At 51.7% G+C, this 15,572-nt stretch carries 15 protein-coding genes; 8 read left to right on the top strand and 7 right to left on the bottom strand.

Translation table 11 applies throughout. The features are described 5' to 3' along the window. Positions 1–216 precede the first annotated feature (216 nt). Positions 217–636 (bottom strand): NINE protein, encoded by a 420-nt coding sequence (locus Hfont_RS14470; RefSeq protein ID WP_112993120.1) that lies wholly within the window; start codon positions 634–636, stop codon positions 217–219. 244 nt (positions 637–880) lie between these two features. Here Hfont_RS14470 and rpsP point away from each other — a divergent pair, with 244 nt between their 5' ends. The 7 genes from rpsP to Hfont_RS14435 all read left to right on the top strand — a co-directional run bounded on the left by rpsP (position 881) and on the right by Hfont_RS14435 (position 8,159). Beyond that, on the top strand, positions 881–1,132 hold the full coding sequence (gene rpsP, locus Hfont_RS14465) for a 30S ribosomal protein S16 (protein WP_112993119.1): 252 nt from the start codon (positions 881–883) through the stop codon (positions 1,130–1,132). 27 nt (positions 1,133–1,159) lie between these two features. Then, positions 1,160–1,693 (top strand): ribosome maturation factor RimM, encoded by a 534-nt coding sequence (gene rimM, locus Hfont_RS14460; protein ID WP_181666466.1) that lies wholly within the window; start codon positions 1,160–1,162, stop codon positions 1,691–1,693. 26 nt (positions 1,694–1,719) lie between these two features. Continuing rightward, a complete protein-coding gene (gene trmD / locus Hfont_RS14455; RefSeq protein ID WP_112993117.1) occupies positions 1,720–2,466 on the top strand; it encodes a tRNA (guanosine(37)-N1)-methyltransferase TrmD in 747 nt (248 codons plus the stop codon). Positions 2,467–2,599: 133 nt separating this feature from the next. Continuing rightward, complete coding sequence (rplS, locus tag Hfont_RS14450; protein ID WP_112993116.1) at positions 2,600–2,986, top strand: 50S ribosomal protein L19; 387 nt, start codon at positions 2,600–2,602, stop codon at positions 2,984–2,986. Positions 2,987–3,284: 298 nt separating this feature from the next. Further along, complete coding sequence (locus Hfont_RS14445) at positions 3,285–3,950, top strand: CoA pyrophosphatase (protein WP_112993115.1); 666 nt, start codon at positions 3,285–3,287, stop codon at positions 3,948–3,950. A 102-nt stretch (positions 3,951–4,052) separates the two neighbouring features. After that, positions 4,053–5,009: a CobD/CbiB family protein gene (locus Hfont_RS14440; RefSeq protein ID WP_112993114.1), complete on the top strand. Its 957-nt coding sequence runs from the start codon at positions 4,053–4,055 to the stop codon at positions 5,007–5,009. Between the two features lie 285 nt (positions 5,010–5,294). Further along, a complete protein-coding gene (locus Hfont_RS14435; RefSeq protein WP_112993113.1) occupies positions 5,295–8,159 on the top strand; it encodes a bifunctional diguanylate cyclase/phosphodiesterase in 2,865 nt (954 codons plus the stop codon). A 58-nt stretch (positions 8,160–8,217) separates the two neighbouring features. Here Hfont_RS14435 and Hfont_RS14430 read toward each other — a convergent pair whose 3' ends face one another. Both Hfont_RS14430 and Hfont_RS14425 read right to left on the bottom strand, forming a co-directional pair. Further along, on the bottom strand, positions 8,218–9,612 hold the full coding sequence (locus tag Hfont_RS14430; RefSeq protein ID WP_112993112.1) for a glycosyltransferase family 2 protein: 1,395 nt from the start codon (positions 9,610–9,612) through the stop codon (positions 8,218–8,220). After that, positions 9,609–10,661, bottom strand: a complete 1,053-nt coding sequence (locus Hfont_RS14425; RefSeq protein WP_241523143.1) for a HEAT repeat domain-containing protein — start codon at positions 10,659–10,661, stop codon at positions 9,609–9,611. Before Hfont_RS14425 ends, Hfont_RS14430 begins: the two co-directional genes overlap by 4 nt. A gap of 395 nt (positions 10,662–11,056) precedes the next feature. Between Hfont_RS14425 and dacB the strand changes: the two genes are divergently transcribed. Then, positions 11,057–12,493 carry a D-alanyl-D-alanine carboxypeptidase/D-alanyl-D-alanine endopeptidase gene (gene dacB / locus Hfont_RS14415; protein WP_112993110.1) on the top strand — a complete coding sequence of 479 codons (1,437 nt, stop codon included), beginning with the start codon at positions 11,057–11,059 and terminating at the stop codon, positions 12,491–12,493. A gap of 67 nt (positions 12,494–12,560) precedes the next feature. On the opposite strand, the gene Hfont_RS14410 is transcribed toward dacB, so the two are convergent. From Hfont_RS14410 to Hfont_RS14395, 4 genes are all read right to left on the bottom strand, one after another. Next, positions 12,561–13,073, bottom strand: a complete 513-nt coding sequence (locus tag Hfont_RS14410) for a TPM domain-containing protein (RefSeq protein ID WP_112993109.1) — start codon at positions 13,071–13,073, stop codon at positions 12,561–12,563. Then, positions 13,073–13,891, bottom strand: coding sequence for a TPM domain-containing protein (locus tag Hfont_RS14405; RefSeq protein ID WP_112993108.1), 819 nt, complete (start codon positions 13,889–13,891; stop codon positions 13,073–13,075). Before Hfont_RS14405 ends, Hfont_RS14410 begins: the two co-directional genes overlap by 1 nt. A 14-nt stretch (positions 13,892–13,905) precedes the next feature. Continuing rightward, positions 13,906–14,499: a LemA family protein gene (locus tag Hfont_RS14400; protein WP_112993107.1), complete on the bottom strand. Its 594-nt coding sequence runs from the start codon at positions 14,497–14,499 to the stop codon at positions 13,906–13,908. Between the two features lie 88 nt (positions 14,500–14,587). Next, the gene (locus Hfont_RS14395; RefSeq protein WP_112993106.1) at positions 14,588–15,478 is read right to left on the bottom strand and encodes a DMT family transporter; all 891 of its coding nucleotides are present in this window, start codon (positions 15,476–15,478) and stop codon (positions 14,588–14,590) included. Positions 15,479–15,572: the final 94 nt, after the last annotated feature.

Below are 15,572 nucleotides of genomic sequence, written 5' to 3'. Positions count from 1 at the left end.
CATAGACTTGAATTGATCGCCCTGACGACGTCAAGAGCATATGTCCTGTAAAAGCACTATGCGTGCCATGCAGACAATCAAATCAACTGGGAGAGAGCGGAAGGATTTTGCGCGCAGGAAACCTTGCTTCATTGCACTTCTGTTGCGCATCAATGCAGTATTTCGCACTGGCATGGGGAACGCCTTGCAGCTTGCATCCCATACTGCGTAAGGGTTTTAGCCGAACGCGCCACCGGTCAGGTATAAATCGAAGCCGCGTGCGATCGTCGCGATCAAGGCCGTTGAGCCAAGTGCAAAAGTGATAATAACCAGCAAAATCACGGTCCAGCCGGAATCCGAGCTGCGGCCGGAATGGGTATTGAATTGCGCGCCCCATTTTTCATCGGGGGTAAGGCCGATTACCAGCGCGCCTATCAAGCCGGCAAAAAACGAGATGATAGCTAATATCAAAAAAGTAATGAAAAGGGCCTGCGGCAAGCGAATGATGATTGCAAAAGAAAGCAATATGAAAGCCAGTACTGATAGCCAGCCCCAGTAATCTTTCTTGCCGTAAAGATAAAACCGGTGCGCGCCCAAGCCGCCAAACAGGGTTGCGAGCAGGGTGCCGAGTGTCTTATTCTTGTGGCTAATGGCCATGGATGATTTTGATCGCTGATAAAGAGACATGATTTTGCCGAAAGTGGCCGGAATGATTGCATTCCGTCGGGCATTGTAAAGGCAGATGCATTGCGCACAGTCCGTGTTTGCTGATGTTCGGCAATGAATATTCCCTGATTCGCCACGCCGACCGCGTAAATGGTGTGAATGAGGTTGCGGTTGCTTCGCTACTTGGGCTATAATTTGCGGCTTTTTCCGTGTTCAGACACTTTTTGGAAATATTATGGTCGTCATTCGTTTAGCTCGTGGTGGTGCAAAAAAGCGCCCTTTTTACAATATTGTTGCTACTGATTCGCGCAATCGTCGCGACGGTCGTTTCATCGAACGTATCGGTTTCTACAACCCGGTTGCATCCGGCGCTGAAGAAAGCATTCGTATCGCTCAAGACCGTTTGTCGTACTGGCAAGGCGTAGGCGCACAATTGTCGCCGACAGTTGCTCGTTTGGTCGCTCAAGCCGGCAAAGCAGCAGCTTAAGTTTTGTCGAATCAAACGGCATCGGGAATGAAAATTCCTGAGGATTTGGTGCTGGTTGGTTACATCTCCGGTGCATATGGATTGAATGGCTGGGTGCGGGTCAGACCCTATTCAGCCGATGCGGATGCGTTGTTGAATGCCAAGACATGGTGGCTGGATAAGCCAGAATTCCGTGACGTGGCGATGATGCAAACCAAGATTCATTCCGGCGATGTGGTCGCACAGTTGATGGGTGTGGCAGGGCGAGATGCTGCGGAGGCGCTGAAAGGTGCAACCGTGCAAATCCCGCGCAGTCATTTCCCGGCGCTGTCCGACAACGAATTTTACTGGGTCGATCTGATCGGCCTGGAAGTCGAGAATCTGCAGGGCGTGCATCTGGGTAAAGTCAGCGACATGATGGACAATGGCGCGCATCCTATTTTGCGTGTCGCGGTACCTCAAGTTGCAGAGCCTGACCCTAAGGCAGCGCAAGAATTGCTGATCCCGTTTGTCGAGCAGTTTGTCATTACGGTTGATCGAACAGCAAAAAAAATTACGGTGGACTGGGGACTCGACTATTAGTCAGTTCGTTTTGAGGAGTGGGCGAGATGCAATTTGATGTCGTCACGCTGTTCCCGGAAATGTTCACCGCGATTACGCAGTCGGGTATTACGCGACGTGCTTTCGAACAAAAGAAATGCGAATTGGCGCTTTGGAATCCGCGTGATTTCACCAGCGACAAGCATCGCACCGTCGATGACCGGCCTTATGGTGGCGGTCCCGGCATGGTGATGATGGTCAAGCCGCTGCAAGCAGCAGTGCTGGAAGCAAAGAAACGACAGATCGCTGCAGAATTACCTGCACCTCGTGTGATTTACCTTTCTCCGCAAGGCAAGGCATTGACCCACGAACGTGTGATGCAGTTGACGGCTGAACCAGGTCTGGTTTTGCTGTGCGGTCGTTACGAAGCAGTCGATCAGCGTTTTCTGGATGCATGTGTCGATGAAGAAATCAGCCTAGGCGATTTCGTGCTGTCAGGCGGTGAGTTGCCGGCGATGGCTTTGATGGATGCAGTGATACGGCAGTTGCCCGGCGTCTTGCACGATGATGCTTCTGCAGTTGAAGACAGTTTTGTAAATGGTTTGCTCGATTGTCCGCACTACACGCGACCTGAAATATATGAAGGTGCAGCAGTGCCGGCAGTATTGATGGGCGGCCATCATGTCGAGATTGAAAAGTGGCGACGTGAACGCGCGCTGGAAGCAACCGCGAAGAAACGCCCCGACATGATTATCAAGGCACGTGCAGCAGGTTTGCTGACGCGAGCCGATGAAAAGTTTTTAAGCAGCATGTAATACCGAATAAGTTGTTCAGTAGTTTGTAGTATCGAGCGGGAAAGCAGCATGTTCCTGCAATGTGTAACCCCATCCTCTACCGGGCATATTAGAAACACCTCGCGCCGGCAAGATGGTTATTGGAGTAATAAAAATGGATCTTATCCAAACATTAGAGCAAGAAGAAATTGCTCGCCTGGCAAAGAACATCCCTGACTTCGCTCCTGGCGATACAGTGATCGTTAACGTCAACGTAGTCGAAGGTACGCGCAAGCGCGCCCAGGCTTACGAAGGCGTTGTCATCTCCCGTCGTAACCGTGGCTTGAACTCGAACTTCATCGTTCGTAAGATCTCGTCGGGTGAAGGCGTGGAACGTACATTCCAACTGTACTCGCCACTGATCGCTTCGATCGAAGTGAAACGTCGCGGTGACGTACGTCGTGCCAAGTTGTACTACTTGCGCGAACGTTCGGGCAAATCGGCACGTATCAAAGAAAAATTGCCGAATCGTCGCGTTGCTTCAAAAGCTGCGGCAGAATAATTGCACTGGATTCGTCCAGACAGTCATTCGGTATCAACAAAAAAGACACCCTCGGGTGTCTTTTTTGTTTTGATGGCACAATTCACAATTGTTAAATGCTGGTGCTTGCATAGCCGCCGGGTTAATATTTTCGACTAACATTAATCAAAATGATGGCGATGGCCGCATGCATAGTGTGCGGCGATTTTTTACGGTGCGCAATTCGCCTCCGCATCATGCAGTGGGATTCCTTGTGAGTCGTACGGTGTAGTGCGAGACAGATTGAGCAATTGATATTCCTTGCATGTAGGAACGCGACTTGGCCACACTGCATTTCGATCCGGAATTACTCCCTATTGATTCATTGGGAGGTGAGGATGCAATCACCCTGGAACAATTGAGAGCGGATGCCTTGCGCGCCCGTTTTTCCAATCCACCTGCATGGTCGCCAGAAATCACGGTAGAGCGCTTGGTCAGACCAATGACTGGACCGTTGACGGATGCGGCGGTCTTGCTGCCCATCGTGCTGCGTGATGATGGTCCGACCTTGTTGTTTACGCAGCGCGCTGCTCATCTCACTGCGCACGCAGGGCAGATCAGTTTTCCCGGTGGTCGGATGGAGGCATACGATGCGTCGCCGATAGCGACAGCCTTGCGCGAAACGGAAGAAGAAATCGGTCTGGATCGGTCGCACATCGATGTCATCGGTACGCTGCCTGAATATCACACCGGCACCGGCTTCAGAGTTACTCCTGTGGTCGCAATTGTGCAGCCACCATTTGAGATGCGTGCAGATCCGTTCGAGGTCGCAGAGATTTTCGAAGTGCCTTTATCCTTCCTGATGAATGGCATGCACCATCAGCGTCGTACTGCAGAGTTCATTACCGGTAACCGTACTTTCTATGTCATGCCGTATGAACGCTTCTTTATCTGGGGTGCGACCGCAGGTATGCTGCGTAATCTTTTCCACTTCTTGCGTGCATAGGTGCGAGAGTGTGCATTCTCAGCCCTTGCTTTGCACCTGTTTATTTGATTCTGATCAAGTGCTGCGTTATCGTATAGCTTGTCTGACTTATAAGGCGCCTTAATGACATTTTTCTCCATTCTCTTTGCGCTACTGATTGAACAATTAAAACCTTTGCGCGCCGATAATCCGGTGTATGCAGGTGCACGGGCGCTTGCTACAAAACTGGAAGGCTCATTTAACGCAGGACAAGTCCAGCATGGACGGATTGCCTGGTTCTTGATGATTCTCGCGTTCACTGTGCCAACTGCCTTGTTCTACTGGATTAGCGTCAAGATCGGTCCCCTCGCTGCCTTGATTGTGAATGTCGCGGTGGTATATGTGACGATGGGCTTTCGTCATTACAGTCATTTCTTTACCTCGATTCAAATTGCATTGAACAACGGCGACGAAGCGACTGCCCGTTCCTTGCTGGCCGAATGGACCAAACGCGATACTGCAGGTATGGATGTCAGTGAGGTGTCACGCCTCGCAGTTGAGAAGGCGTTGATCACCACGCATAGAAATGTGTTCGGTGTGTTCTTCTGGTTGCTGACGCCATTGGGTCCGGTCGGTGCCATCATGTACCGTGTGGCTGAATATCTGGCGCGTGTGTGGAATGAGCCGAAGACTGCCGAACGTGAAGAATTTGGTCGGTTCGCGGCACAAGCTTTCTACTGGATAGACTGGATACCGGTTCGTTTGACTGCGGCTGCTTTTGCGGTGGTCGGTAATTTCGAAGATGCGATTTATGCATGGCGCAATTTTGCAGGGCGTTGGCAGGATGAAGCGGTCGGCATTATTCTTTCCGCAGGTGGCGGTGCGATGGGTATACGTTTGGGCGCTCCCGCTGAAAATGCCGCCGATGTGGTTCCGCTTGATGCGACGACAGTGGACTCCATCAATCTGGAAACTGAAGTGCCGGTTGGCGAGGAAGCGACCGGACGCGCATTGCAAAGTACGGTCGGCCTAGTGTGGCGCGCCTTGCTGTTGTGGATGCTGCTGGTGCTGCTGCTATCGATTGCAAAGTGGTTGGGTTAAGTTTGTCCATTAGTAAAAAGCGCGCTTTGATGGCGCGCTTTTTACTTGAGAATCCATTTCATGCAATGAGCGAACTAGGCGCCGCAGCGGGCATGAGGTCGACTTTTTCGTTGTGTTAAATGATTAGTTTGTCGTTTGTGACAGCAATTAACAATTGCTTCTTACCAAGATCGCATAAATAAGTTACGCTTCAATAAATATGCCTTGATCATGTGTGAGCTTTTGTATTGAATCAATCGATAGACTACTTCAGTTTTAAGACAGTAACGCACAGGAAATTTATTGATGCGTAGTCGATTACCTTTTTCCCCCTCACTTGCAGCGTTGCTGGCGCTTGTGCTCGGGGTGCTCATTAGCGCACTGTTATTCACAGCAGTGCGTCGGCTTGAGCATGACAAGGTGGATATCGATTTCCAGCAACAGGCAAAAGTCCGGGTCGCAGCGATTCAGAACGGGATCGACAATTCGATAAATGTGCTCAAGGACGTCAATCAATTATTTGTCGCATTCGGAACCGTCAGCCGCGAACAATTTCAATCGTTTGCCGAGCCTCTCCTGGCGAGCAATCCGTATATTCAGGCGCTTAATTTTCATCGTTATATTTCTGCGCAAGAGCGCCCTCAGTACGAAGCGGCAATGCGCACGCGCTTTCCTGGATTCACGATTGGTGACATTTCGAACGGCGCGCCCGTTCCAGCTCCGCATCGTGCGCAATATCGTGTCGTTGATTACATCGAGCCTATGGAAGGGAATAAGGCGGCCTTGGGCATAGACGCCGACTCCTACCCATTCCAGGACGCGGCAATGCAGAAATCAGTTGATACTGGCGAACCATCAGCGACTGGTTTGTTGCGATTGACGCAGGAGCGCGGTACGCAAAAGGGCTTCATTGTGTTGATGCCGGTTTATCGGCCGGGTATGCCGTTGACGGATGTTGCTGCCAGGCGGCTGGCGATTATTGGTGACACCGCTGCGGTATTCCGCGGTGGCGATATGATTGCCAAATCACTGTCGGCCGACAGCTTTATGCTGGTATCCGATGCCAAGCTTGCTTTGAACATCAGCGTATATGCGAGCGATGACACGCTTGGCGATGCACTGATCTTTCATCAAGGTGCGCCCTTGCAGCTTATAGAGTCGAGTGTGGGCCTTCCAAAATGGCTGTTCTATAACCAGCCTGAGCCTTACCAGCATCTATTTAATGTCGCGGGCCAGCCGTGGCACATGGTGGTGTCTACGCCTCCCGCGTGGTTCATGAATGAAGGCAGCACCGCATTGTGGGCATTTATCGCTGGTTTGCTGTTCAGTATCGGTGGGGCTGCGTATTTGCAGACGGTGGTCGATAGATCCAGACGTATCCAATTGCTGGTCGATGAACGTACCGTGCAACTACGCTCCGTCAATGAGGATTTGAGCGCAGATATCGCAGCACGCAAGCGTACAGAGCAGGAATTGCAATTACGCGAACGTGCGATCGAGGCGAGCGCAAATTCGATCATCATTACCAGTGCTGTTGCACCACACTATTTGATTGAATACGTTAATCCAGCCTTTGAGCGAATCACTGGTTATTCCGCCGAAGAAGCGATCGGAATGGACCTGTGTTTCTTATGGAATGACGATGCCGATCAGCCAGGAATTGAAGAAATTCGTGCTACGGCCAATGAGGAAAGAGAAGGTCATGCAGTCCTGCGTAATTACCGCAAGGATGGCACCTTATTCTGGAGTGATTGGTATATCGCGCCGGTCAAGGACGATAAGGGTGTGGTGAGTCATTTCATCGTAGTGCAATATGATATTACTGCGACCAAACGCTATGAGTCAGAACTGGAATTTCAAACTAATCGCGATGCACTGACGGGTCTTGCAAACCGCAGTCTGTTACGCGATCGCCTAAGCCAGGCGGTGTCATATGCCTACCGTTACGGACACCCGATCTGGGTACTGTTTGTTGATCTGGATCGCTTCAAGTTCGTCAACGACACGCTGGGACATCAGGCCGGCGATATTCTGCTTACAGCAGTTTCTTCACGCCTGCAGGCGGCGGTACGTGATACGGATACGGTAGCGCGCATGGGCGGCGATGAGTTTGTCTTGATTTTGCCGGAACGCACAGATTCAGGATTGTCTACGCACATCGTGCAGCGCATCATGGAAGCGATTGCACAGCCGCTCACAATCGAGGGGCACGAATTCTTCGTCAGTTGCAGTATAGGTGTTGCGGTTTATCCGGCCGATGGCGATACGCCGGAAGAATTGATCAAGCATGCCGATATTGCGATGTATCGCGCGAAAGAAATCGGACGAAATAATTTTCAATTCTACACACCAGCAATGAATGAGCGTGCGCTGGAGCGCCTGCATATCGAAGGTGATTTACGCAATGCGCTGGAGCGTGAAGAGTTCACTTTGCATTATCAGCCGCAAGTAGATCTGCGCACCGGCGAAATCGTTGGTGTTGAAGCCTTGATACGCTGGCAACATCCAGAGCTGGGCATGGTGCCACCGGTGCGCTTCATTGGCCTGGCAGAAGAAAACGGTTTGATCGTACCTATTGGCGCATGGGTCATCCGTGCGGCATGCTTGCAGAACAAGGAATGGCAAATGGCCGGTCTCGGCCATTTGCGTATGGCAGTCAATTTGTCTGCACGCCAATTTGCACAAGAAGATCTGGTTGAGTCGATTGCGAGCAGTTTGCGTGCAGCTGATCTGGCACCTGAATATCTGGAAATCGAACTGACTGAAAGCCTGGTTATGGCTGACGTTGATCGCGCGATCGGTATTCTGCGTGAATTGAAAGCGCTGGGTGTCCAATTGTCGATTGATGATTTCGGCACCGGCTATTCAAGTCTGTCGTATTTGAAACGCTTTCCGATTGATGTCTTGAAAATCGACAGATCCTTCGTCAACGACATCACCATCGACCCGGATGATGCGGCTATCGTTGCATCTATCGTTTCGCTGGCGCATAGCTTGCGACTGCAGGTCATTGCGGAAGGTGTGGAAACAGAAGCGCAACTGAATTATTTGCGTGAACATGACTGTGACCAAATCCAGGGCTATTTCTTTAGTCGGCCAGTGACAGCCGCCGCTCTCACCGCGATGCTGGAAGAAGGCAAGCGCTTGCCTATCGAGATTCTGACGCTTTGATTCAGGTTTTCTGTCGAGCTTGATCTGCAGCGATCAATTGATCAGGCAACGTATCTGTTTATCCAGCAATGTCTTTGCTGCTCGTGCGGTATTTTTGACCCATTAACCAGCGAGCAGTACTGTACGAGCGCCACGCTATATTCAACTGACGGTAGCCAAGATTGCCAAGAATAGCGACGATAGCCAGCTTCACGATGTCGCTTGCCTTGGGGTAAAGATGGAAGGACATTTCTTCCAGCAACAAGCCGGACGCCGACAACAAGATTCCCAAACCTATCGCGACAGAAAAGAATGCCATGCAGGCTTGTAGCGACAGCAGGCCGCAAGCGTAGGCGAGCAGGATGAATGCGTAACCGAACAATTCCAGAATCGGCCCCACGCATTCAAACACAATGAAGAATGGAAATGCCAGGCGTCCAGGCACGCCACCGTTACGCGAAAACAGCAAGCCCATATTTTGGCTCAGGCTATCGAGCAAACCTTGCTGCCAGTGCATGCGCTGGTTTCTTAATGCTGCCAAGTCTTGCGGCACTTGCTGCCAGCAAACCGGATCGGCGACAAAAGTAATTTGATACTCCTGCTGTTTTTTTCGCATCAAGCGATGCATGCGCACGATGAGCTCCATATTGCCAGTCGTCGTATCCGTGCGATAGCCACCCACTTCAATCACCGCTTCTTTCTGGAACAAACCAACACCAGCAGCCGGAACGATCAGCATGCCATTCATGGTTGACCAGCCTAGCGGTGCAAACAAGGATGTGCGCAGGTATTCAACGATTTGAAAGACTGGCAGCCAGCGTTTGGGCAAGGCCACTTTGTTGAGCAAGCCATTTTCTACTTCGCAACCATTCGCAACTCTTACTGCTCCAGCAGTAGCGATAACCGTGTTGTCATTCAGGAATGGCGCGGCCATGCGGCGCAGGCTGTCGCGATGCAGAATCGTGTGATCATCAACGCTACAGAATAAAGGGTAGCGCGATGCATTGATGCCGGCATTAAGAGCATCTGCCTTGCCGCCGTGTTTTTTATCGATGACGCGCAGGTTCGGATAGCGCGTTGAACGATAAATACAATGTACTTCCTGCGTTGCCAGCTGGATGCGATATGCCTCAGGGAAAGCATGCAGGTCGAAGGTGTCAAGCAGCGTATCCAGCGTCGCATCCTGCGAGCCATCGTTGATCACGATGATTTCAAAATTCGAATAGTCGAGTTTTAATAGTGCGTGTACTGAAGTGGCAATCGTTGCTGCACTATTGTGCGTGCGTAGCAGCAGGCTGATGGGTTGTTCAAGACCGGAATAGATTTGCGGCAAATCTGCCAGAATTTTCCCCTGTTCCATTCTGTGCATGCGAAAAATCGACAATGCATTCAGCAGGAAATAACTGATTTTGGAAACGATGAAGTAGCCGAGTATGCACCAGGTCGCTGCGGTGATTAGTGAAGATAATGTCATGCGGTTTTTCTTTCTGCCAGTACCTGACCCAGCATGTCGCGCGCAAAGCGGTCGGAAAGATTGTCGCGTAGCTGTTCAATCTCGGCGATGCTGAAAAACGGCATGGCTATGAGTGCCCGCGCCGCCCGGTAACGTACCCACCATTCCGTATCGGCCAGCAATGGAATCAGGCGGTTGATATCTGCGTGTTCACCTATGCGCCCAATTACCTTTGCTGCCTGTACTCTGACGCGCCAGTCGGCGTGATTCAGATAAGTGCGTACTTGCGTCAACAGGCCTGCATCGTTAGCGATGCGCAAGGCGGCGATGATGGTGTCGGTGTCATTGGCGACATCCAGCAGACGCAATACGATAGATTGTGGAATTGCCAGATGCAGTGCTTCGATCAGACGCAAGGTGCGCACCAGATGTACGGATTTTATTTCAACAGTCGCTTCCAGCAAGGGTTGCAAAAATGCGCCTTGCGCAGATTGCAATATCGCTGCCACGTGCGCAATTGGCCAATCTTCACGCGCCAGCAGCAAAGGCATCAATTGTTGCGCGGTCGCTTCTGCATCTATCTGTACCAGAGACTGGAATGCATTAATCGACGTGACGTTATCGGCGGCCAGTGTTTTGGTGACCAGCAAATCCCACGATGGATGATCGCGCATGTGACCAAGCGCCAATGTCGCCAACAGACATTCGACGCGATCGCCATATCTGAGCAGGCGGCGTGAGAAATAATCGCAACCGACCGAGTAGGCAATGCTGATCAAGTTGGCCGCTGCGTCACCAGTCGCCGTGCGCATCAGGTTGTTCCAGAGTTTGAGAAAGTACACGCGTTCGTTTGCCGCCAGCGTAGGCAGAACCGCAGAGATAGATGACTGCAATGAGCTGAGCAGCAAAGGGCGCCAGACAGATAGAAACGCGCGTTCTTCCTGCGCCCTGCGATTGAGCGACATGCGCAGATAGACCATCATCAACACCAGTAATAAGGTCAGCCCAACGGCACAGATACCGATCCAGGCGATGCAGGCATAGTGCGAGTCTTGGGATGCGCTGGTCATGTGATGGCTTCTATTGAATGCGCGGTTTGGTTTGCGTCTGCAGATGCACTGGTGCCCACGTTCATGCAGCTGAGTTTGCAGGCATTGAATGTGGTGACAGTTTCAAGGTAGAGCAGAGGCAAACAAATGATCGGCAACATAATGTGGTCGTTTTGCAAGCGAGTGTGAATGATGCATTTCAGCATCTAATTGTAATGCTGATTACCTGCAGCATAGTAGGCAGAATCGTGATATCGCCTCATTCCTCAATCTGTTTTTGGCCTGATCGGAGGATTCGACTCTTTTGCACAACAGCTGGACTGAACGCGGCCATGGAAAGCTGTTGGGCCGGCAAACGGCTATCGAACATTTTGTCGTGCATGTAATAATTGAGCCATCTCATTACGTCCAATACCATGCATATCACTACGAGAATCACCACACTGTTCTTGCCTGTTGCCTCCCTGTTAATTGCTATCAATGTCGGATCTTCTTGTGCTCATGCTGCGGGCTTGCCCACAACGGTTGCCGATGCGTTGAAGCGTGGCGGGATTCCGCAGAACGCAGTGGCGACCTATGTGCAAGAAGTATCCGGTCCGGTACCGCGCATTGCGATTAACAGCAGCGTAGGTTTCAATCCGGCCTCCACGATGAAGCTGGTGACGAGCGACGCTGGGCTGGAAATACTGGGACCGGCCTTCACCTGGAAAACCCAGGTCTATGCAACCGGTACGCAAAACGGTGATGTGCTGAACGGCGATTTGGTGATCAAGGGCAGTGGCGATCCCAAGCTGGTGACAGAAAAATTCTGGCAATTTTTGCGACAAATCCGCGCAGCCGGCATACGCGAAATTCGTGGCAATCTGATTCTGGATCGCAGTGTTTTTGAAGATACGTCGTATGATGCATCCCGTTTTGATGGTGATCCTTTAAAGCCATACAACGCGGGGCCAGATGCCTTGTTGTTGAATTACAAGGCGCTCGCTTTTCATTTCTTGCCCGATGCCAGCCGTCGCGTCGTTAATGTCAGTGTAGATCCGCCGCTGGCCATATATCCGATCACAGCCCCCATTTTCTCGGATGGACCTTGCGTGGATTGGCAAGCCAAGCTGCAGCCATCGCTGGATAGGAACGGCACCAATTTTGCCGGAGCATACTCCGCTGCTTGCGGTGAAAAAACCTGGTATCTCCATCCTTATCAGATGACGCATGCCGAATATTTCGGCCTGGTGTTCCGGCAATTGTGGACAGATGTTGGTGGTGTTTTCAAAGGGAGCATCGTTGATAACGTATTGCCGCCGAATGCGCGCCTTGTAACGGAATGGCAATCGCCAGCTCTGCCGGAAGTGATACGCGATATTAACAAGTACAGCAACAATGTGATGGCGCGCCAATTATTACTGACCCTTGCATCTGATGTACTCAAGGTGCCTGCATCGCCGGAACGCGGTGCGCGTGTCATCAAGTCATGGCTGACAGCAAAAGGGATAGATGCAGGCCAGTTGGTGATAGAGAACGGTTCGGGTTTGTCACGCACAGAACGTATTTCGGCCGAAGCGATGGGGCGCATGCTGGTGGCGGCTTTTCAATCGCCTGTCATGCCTGAGCTGATGTCTGCGCTGCCGCTGGTTGGCTTCGACGGCACGATGCGCAAGCGTTTGTTGACGCAAACAGTTGCCGGTCGTGCACACATCAAAACCGGCTCATTGAATGACGTACGTGCCGTTGCCGGTTATGTGCTGGCTGCATCCGGCAAGCGCTATGCAGTGGTGTGCATCATCAATCACATCAACGCACCGAACGGGCAGGCTGCGCATGATGCGTTGTTGCAGTGGATTTATGAAAACGGCTGAGTTTATCCTCGCGCTTGTACGCATGCAATGTCGCACAAGCGAAGACGAGAGATGATTTAAGTCAGGATTAAAGCAGAATAGGCTGATTCGACAATTGATTCGGCTGCGGGCCTTGTGTTGATTCACTTTCCGGAAAATATTTTTTCAGGATTGCGTTCAATTGCTGCAAGCCGTTCAGCGTGCTGTCGTGATACAGCCCTTGTGCAAAACCATGCGTCATGGTTTTGCACACAGCTTGCCAATGATCATTTGAAACGAGGCGAGCGATGCCGCGGTCGGCAATGATCTCGACCTGATGATCGGCGAGATTGATGTAGATCAGTACGCCGCAGTTTTCTTCCGTATCCCAGATGCGATAGTCGGTAAATAATTCGCCGGCACGTTGGCGCGATGTCATGCCGTTCATGACTGCAGTCAGATCTAGCGATGGCTCAATGATCAGTCTGACTTCAGCGCGGTGCTTGTTTTCACCTTCTGCGATGATGGCTTGAATGGCAGCCAAGGTGGCGCTTGGAAAAGCTTTTTTGCCATGCGTCTTCGTAGTTTTTGCATGCTGCCAGGCACGTGAAAATTTATTCATTACCAGTTCCCCGAGGCGCCACCGCCATCAAAACCGCCACCGCCGCCAGAAAATCCGCCGCCTCCGCTGCCAAATCCACCACCACCTCCAAAGCCGCCAAATCCTCCGCCGGATGAGTGGCGACCAATTTCATTGCCGATAGCGGTACCCAGAATCACACCGGCAGAATTACCCCAGCCATCGCTGCTATGGGCGCGTCTGCCGCCACCACGGCTGCGCAGCAGCGTAATGGCGATCAGGAAGGCAAAGAAAATAAATGGTGCCCAACTGAAGCCATCATTGCTTTTGGCTTTGTTGCCTTGTGCCGGCTCGGGAAAAGCTTCCTTGTCGAGCAGGCTGGTAATGACCGAGATACCAGCGGCGAGTCCACCGTAATAATCATTCTGGCGAAAATGCGGTGCGATGACGTCCTGCAATACGCGCTTGGATTGCGCATCGGTCAATACACCTTGCACGCCGCGTCCGGTTTCTATGCGCATGCGACCGGAAGCGCTGGAATTGTTTTTTGCAATCAACAAAATCACGCCATCATCCAAGCCTTTGCGTCCCAGCTTCCACGCATCGGCGACGCGTATGCTGTACTGCTCTATGGTTTCCGGCTCGGTGGTGTTGACCAGCAGCACGGCGATCTGGCTGCCGGTGCGCGTTTCATAATCCGCCAATACGTTTTCCAGCGTAGTCCGTTGGCCTGCGTTCAGCATGCCGATCTGGTCGGTGACGCGCGCAGCAAGCGGCGGCACAGCGACCAGATTTTGTGCGCTGGTCAGCACGCAAAAAAATGCGAGTGTGCAGGCCAGCAGAGGACGCAGGATTTTCATGGTCGTCGTTTAGCTTACTTGCCGAAATTGACAGTAGGCGGCGCCGAAATCGCTTTTTCGTTTTCCACAGTGAATGATGGTTTCACTGGATAGCCGAAAATTTTCGCCGTGATATTGGTCGGGAAACTGCGCGCCAGCACGTTGTATTCCTGTACGGCTGCGATGTAACGCTGACGTGCCACGGTGATGCGGTTTTCCGTACCTTCCAGTTGCGACTGCAGATCGCGGAAGCTGGTATCAGCTTTCAGTTGCGGATAGTTTTCCGAAATCGCCATCAAGCGCGACAAGGCTGAGGACAATTCGCCCTGTACTTGCTGGAATTTGCTGAAGGCTTGCGGATCGTTCAACACTTCCGGCGTGATCTGGAAGCTGGTCGCGGCGGCGCGCGCCTTGGTCACGGCTTCCAGGGTTTCACGTTCATGCGACGCATAACCTTTGACTGTATTCACCAGATTCGGAATCAGATCGGCGCGGCGCTGGTATTGATTGACGACTTCGCTCCATGCCGCTTTGGTCGCTTCATCTTTCGTCTGGAAGTCGTTATAGCCGCATGCGCTCAGCATCGAAGCAAACGCGGCAATTGCCAGCCATTTCAGTAATTTCGCCATTTCATTTCTCCGTGAATATAAAAATTCTGCTGAATCCGGTGTTGTATCCCATTTTGAATTTGATTCCAGATTCAGTTCTTTGTGCCGCTTATTTGATGCTGCTATTACGTGGTTGCAATAGTACCGTGCTCATTGCCATCAAAATCAATAACATTGCAACATAGTCTTGCCAGTGCGGCGTTTCATTCAACCACCATGCGCCGGAAAAAACTCCAAGTACCGGTATCATCATCACCGACAGGCTGGATGCGACTGGCGGCAATCTGCGTGCGAGTGAAAACCAGATCACTTGCGCAAAGCCAAAGATGATGAGCCCGTTGTAGGCAACGGCTACCGATTCCTTCGCAGTTGGCAATCGCCACAACTGATATTCAAACAATGCCGATGTGATGCCCATGCATACGCTTGCCATCAGCAGCATCCAGAACGTCAGCACTATGGTCGGGATTTCCATCTTGGTGCGCTTGATCAATACGGTGCCATAACCCCAGGCGGCTGCCGCAACCAGCGTCATCACGCTACCCAGGGGTTGACCGCGCAGATTGGCAAATTCACTCGACAACAATAATAATGCGCCGCTGAGCGCGAAGGCTATTCCCAGCCAACCGAGACGACTAATGCGATCCCGAAAAAAAATCAGGCCGGAAAGCACAGTCCAGATCGGCATCGTATAACCCAGGATGGCCGCACGCCCGGATGACAGCATTTTTACGCCGACAATCATGAAAGTATTCCAGATGATCATGTTAGGAATGGCTAGCGTAAAAATGGTTCCCAGATCGTCCCGCGACACTTTGAGCGAGGTACGACTCCAGCGTGCTGCCAGCCATAAAACCGGCACCGCACTTATGATGCACAGCGTGCGGAAGGCGATAGGCGGGAAGTTTTGCACCGCCATCTTCATGATGGGCCAGTTGATGCCCCAGCACAGCGTCAGGAGAGCCAGCAGTATCCAGTCTTTGCGGGAAAACGATGTCATAGGGCAGAAGTCATGGGCGTGATGTCAAAATGTCGATGTTGCTGCGCAGGTCTATCTAGTACGGCACGATAACATGACGAGTTACAATACGGTC

This window comes from Herminiimonas fonticola, assembly GCF_003293745.1.
GTDB lineage: Bacteria > Pseudomonadota > Gammaproteobacteria > Burkholderiales > Burkholderiaceae_D > Oxalicibacterium > Oxalicibacterium fonticola.
The sequence above is the reverse complement of the archived record's forward strand: the minus strand, read 5'-3'. Positions and strand labels throughout refer to the sequence as shown.

What these genes read in the sequence shown, in the direction of transcription:
- dacB (WP_112993110.1), top strand. Translation starts at nt 11,057, where the DNA reads ATGCATATCACTACGAGAATCACCACACTGTTCTTGCCTGTTGCCTCC.
- Hfont_RS14430 (WP_112993112.1), bottom strand. Translation starts at nt 9,612, where the DNA reads ATGACATTATCTTCACTAATCACCGCAGCGACCTGGTGCATACTCGGC.
- rimM (WP_181666466.1), top strand. Translation starts at nt 1,160, where the DNA reads ATGAAAATTCCTGAGGATTTGGTGCTGGTTGGTTACATCTCCGGTGCA.
- Hfont_RS14410 (WP_112993109.1), bottom strand. Translation starts at nt 13,073, where the DNA reads ATGAATAAATTTTCACGTGCCTGGCAGCATGCAAAAACTACGAAGACG.
- Hfont_RS14440 (WP_112993114.1), top strand. Translation starts at nt 4,053, where the DNA reads ATGACATTTTTCTCCATTCTCTTTGCGCTACTGATTGAACAATTAAAA.
- Hfont_RS14435 (WP_112993113.1), top strand. Translation starts at nt 5,295, where the DNA reads ATGCGTAGTCGATTACCTTTTTCCCCCTCACTTGCAGCGTTGCTGGCG.
- trmD (WP_112993117.1), top strand. Translation starts at nt 1,720, where the DNA reads ATGCAATTTGATGTCGTCACGCTGTTCCCGGAAATGTTCACCGCGATT.
- Hfont_RS14405 (WP_112993108.1), bottom strand. Translation starts at nt 13,891, where the DNA reads ATGAAAATCCTGCGTCCTCTGCTGGCCTGCACACTCGCATTTTTTTGC.
- rpsP (WP_112993119.1), top strand. Translation starts at nt 881, where the DNA reads ATGGTCGTCATTCGTTTAGCTCGTGGTGGTGCAAAAAAGCGCCCTTTT.
- Hfont_RS14470 (WP_112993120.1), bottom strand. Translation starts at nt 636, where the DNA reads ATGGCCATTAGCCACAAGAATAAGACACTCGGCACCCTGCTCGCAACC.
- Hfont_RS14425 (WP_241523143.1), bottom strand. Translation starts at nt 10,661, where the DNA reads ATGACCAGCGCATCCCAAGACTCGCACTATGCCTGCATCGCCTGGATC.
- rplS (WP_112993116.1), top strand. Translation starts at nt 2,600, where the DNA reads ATGGATCTTATCCAAACATTAGAGCAAGAAGAAATTGCTCGCCTGGCA.
- Hfont_RS14400 (WP_112993107.1), bottom strand. Translation starts at nt 14,499, where the DNA reads ATGGCGAAATTACTGAAATGGCTGGCAATTGCCGCGTTTGCTTCGATG.
- Hfont_RS14395 (WP_112993106.1), bottom strand. Translation starts at nt 15,478, where the DNA reads ATGACATCGTTTTCCCGCAAAGACTGGATACTGCTGGCTCTCCTGACG.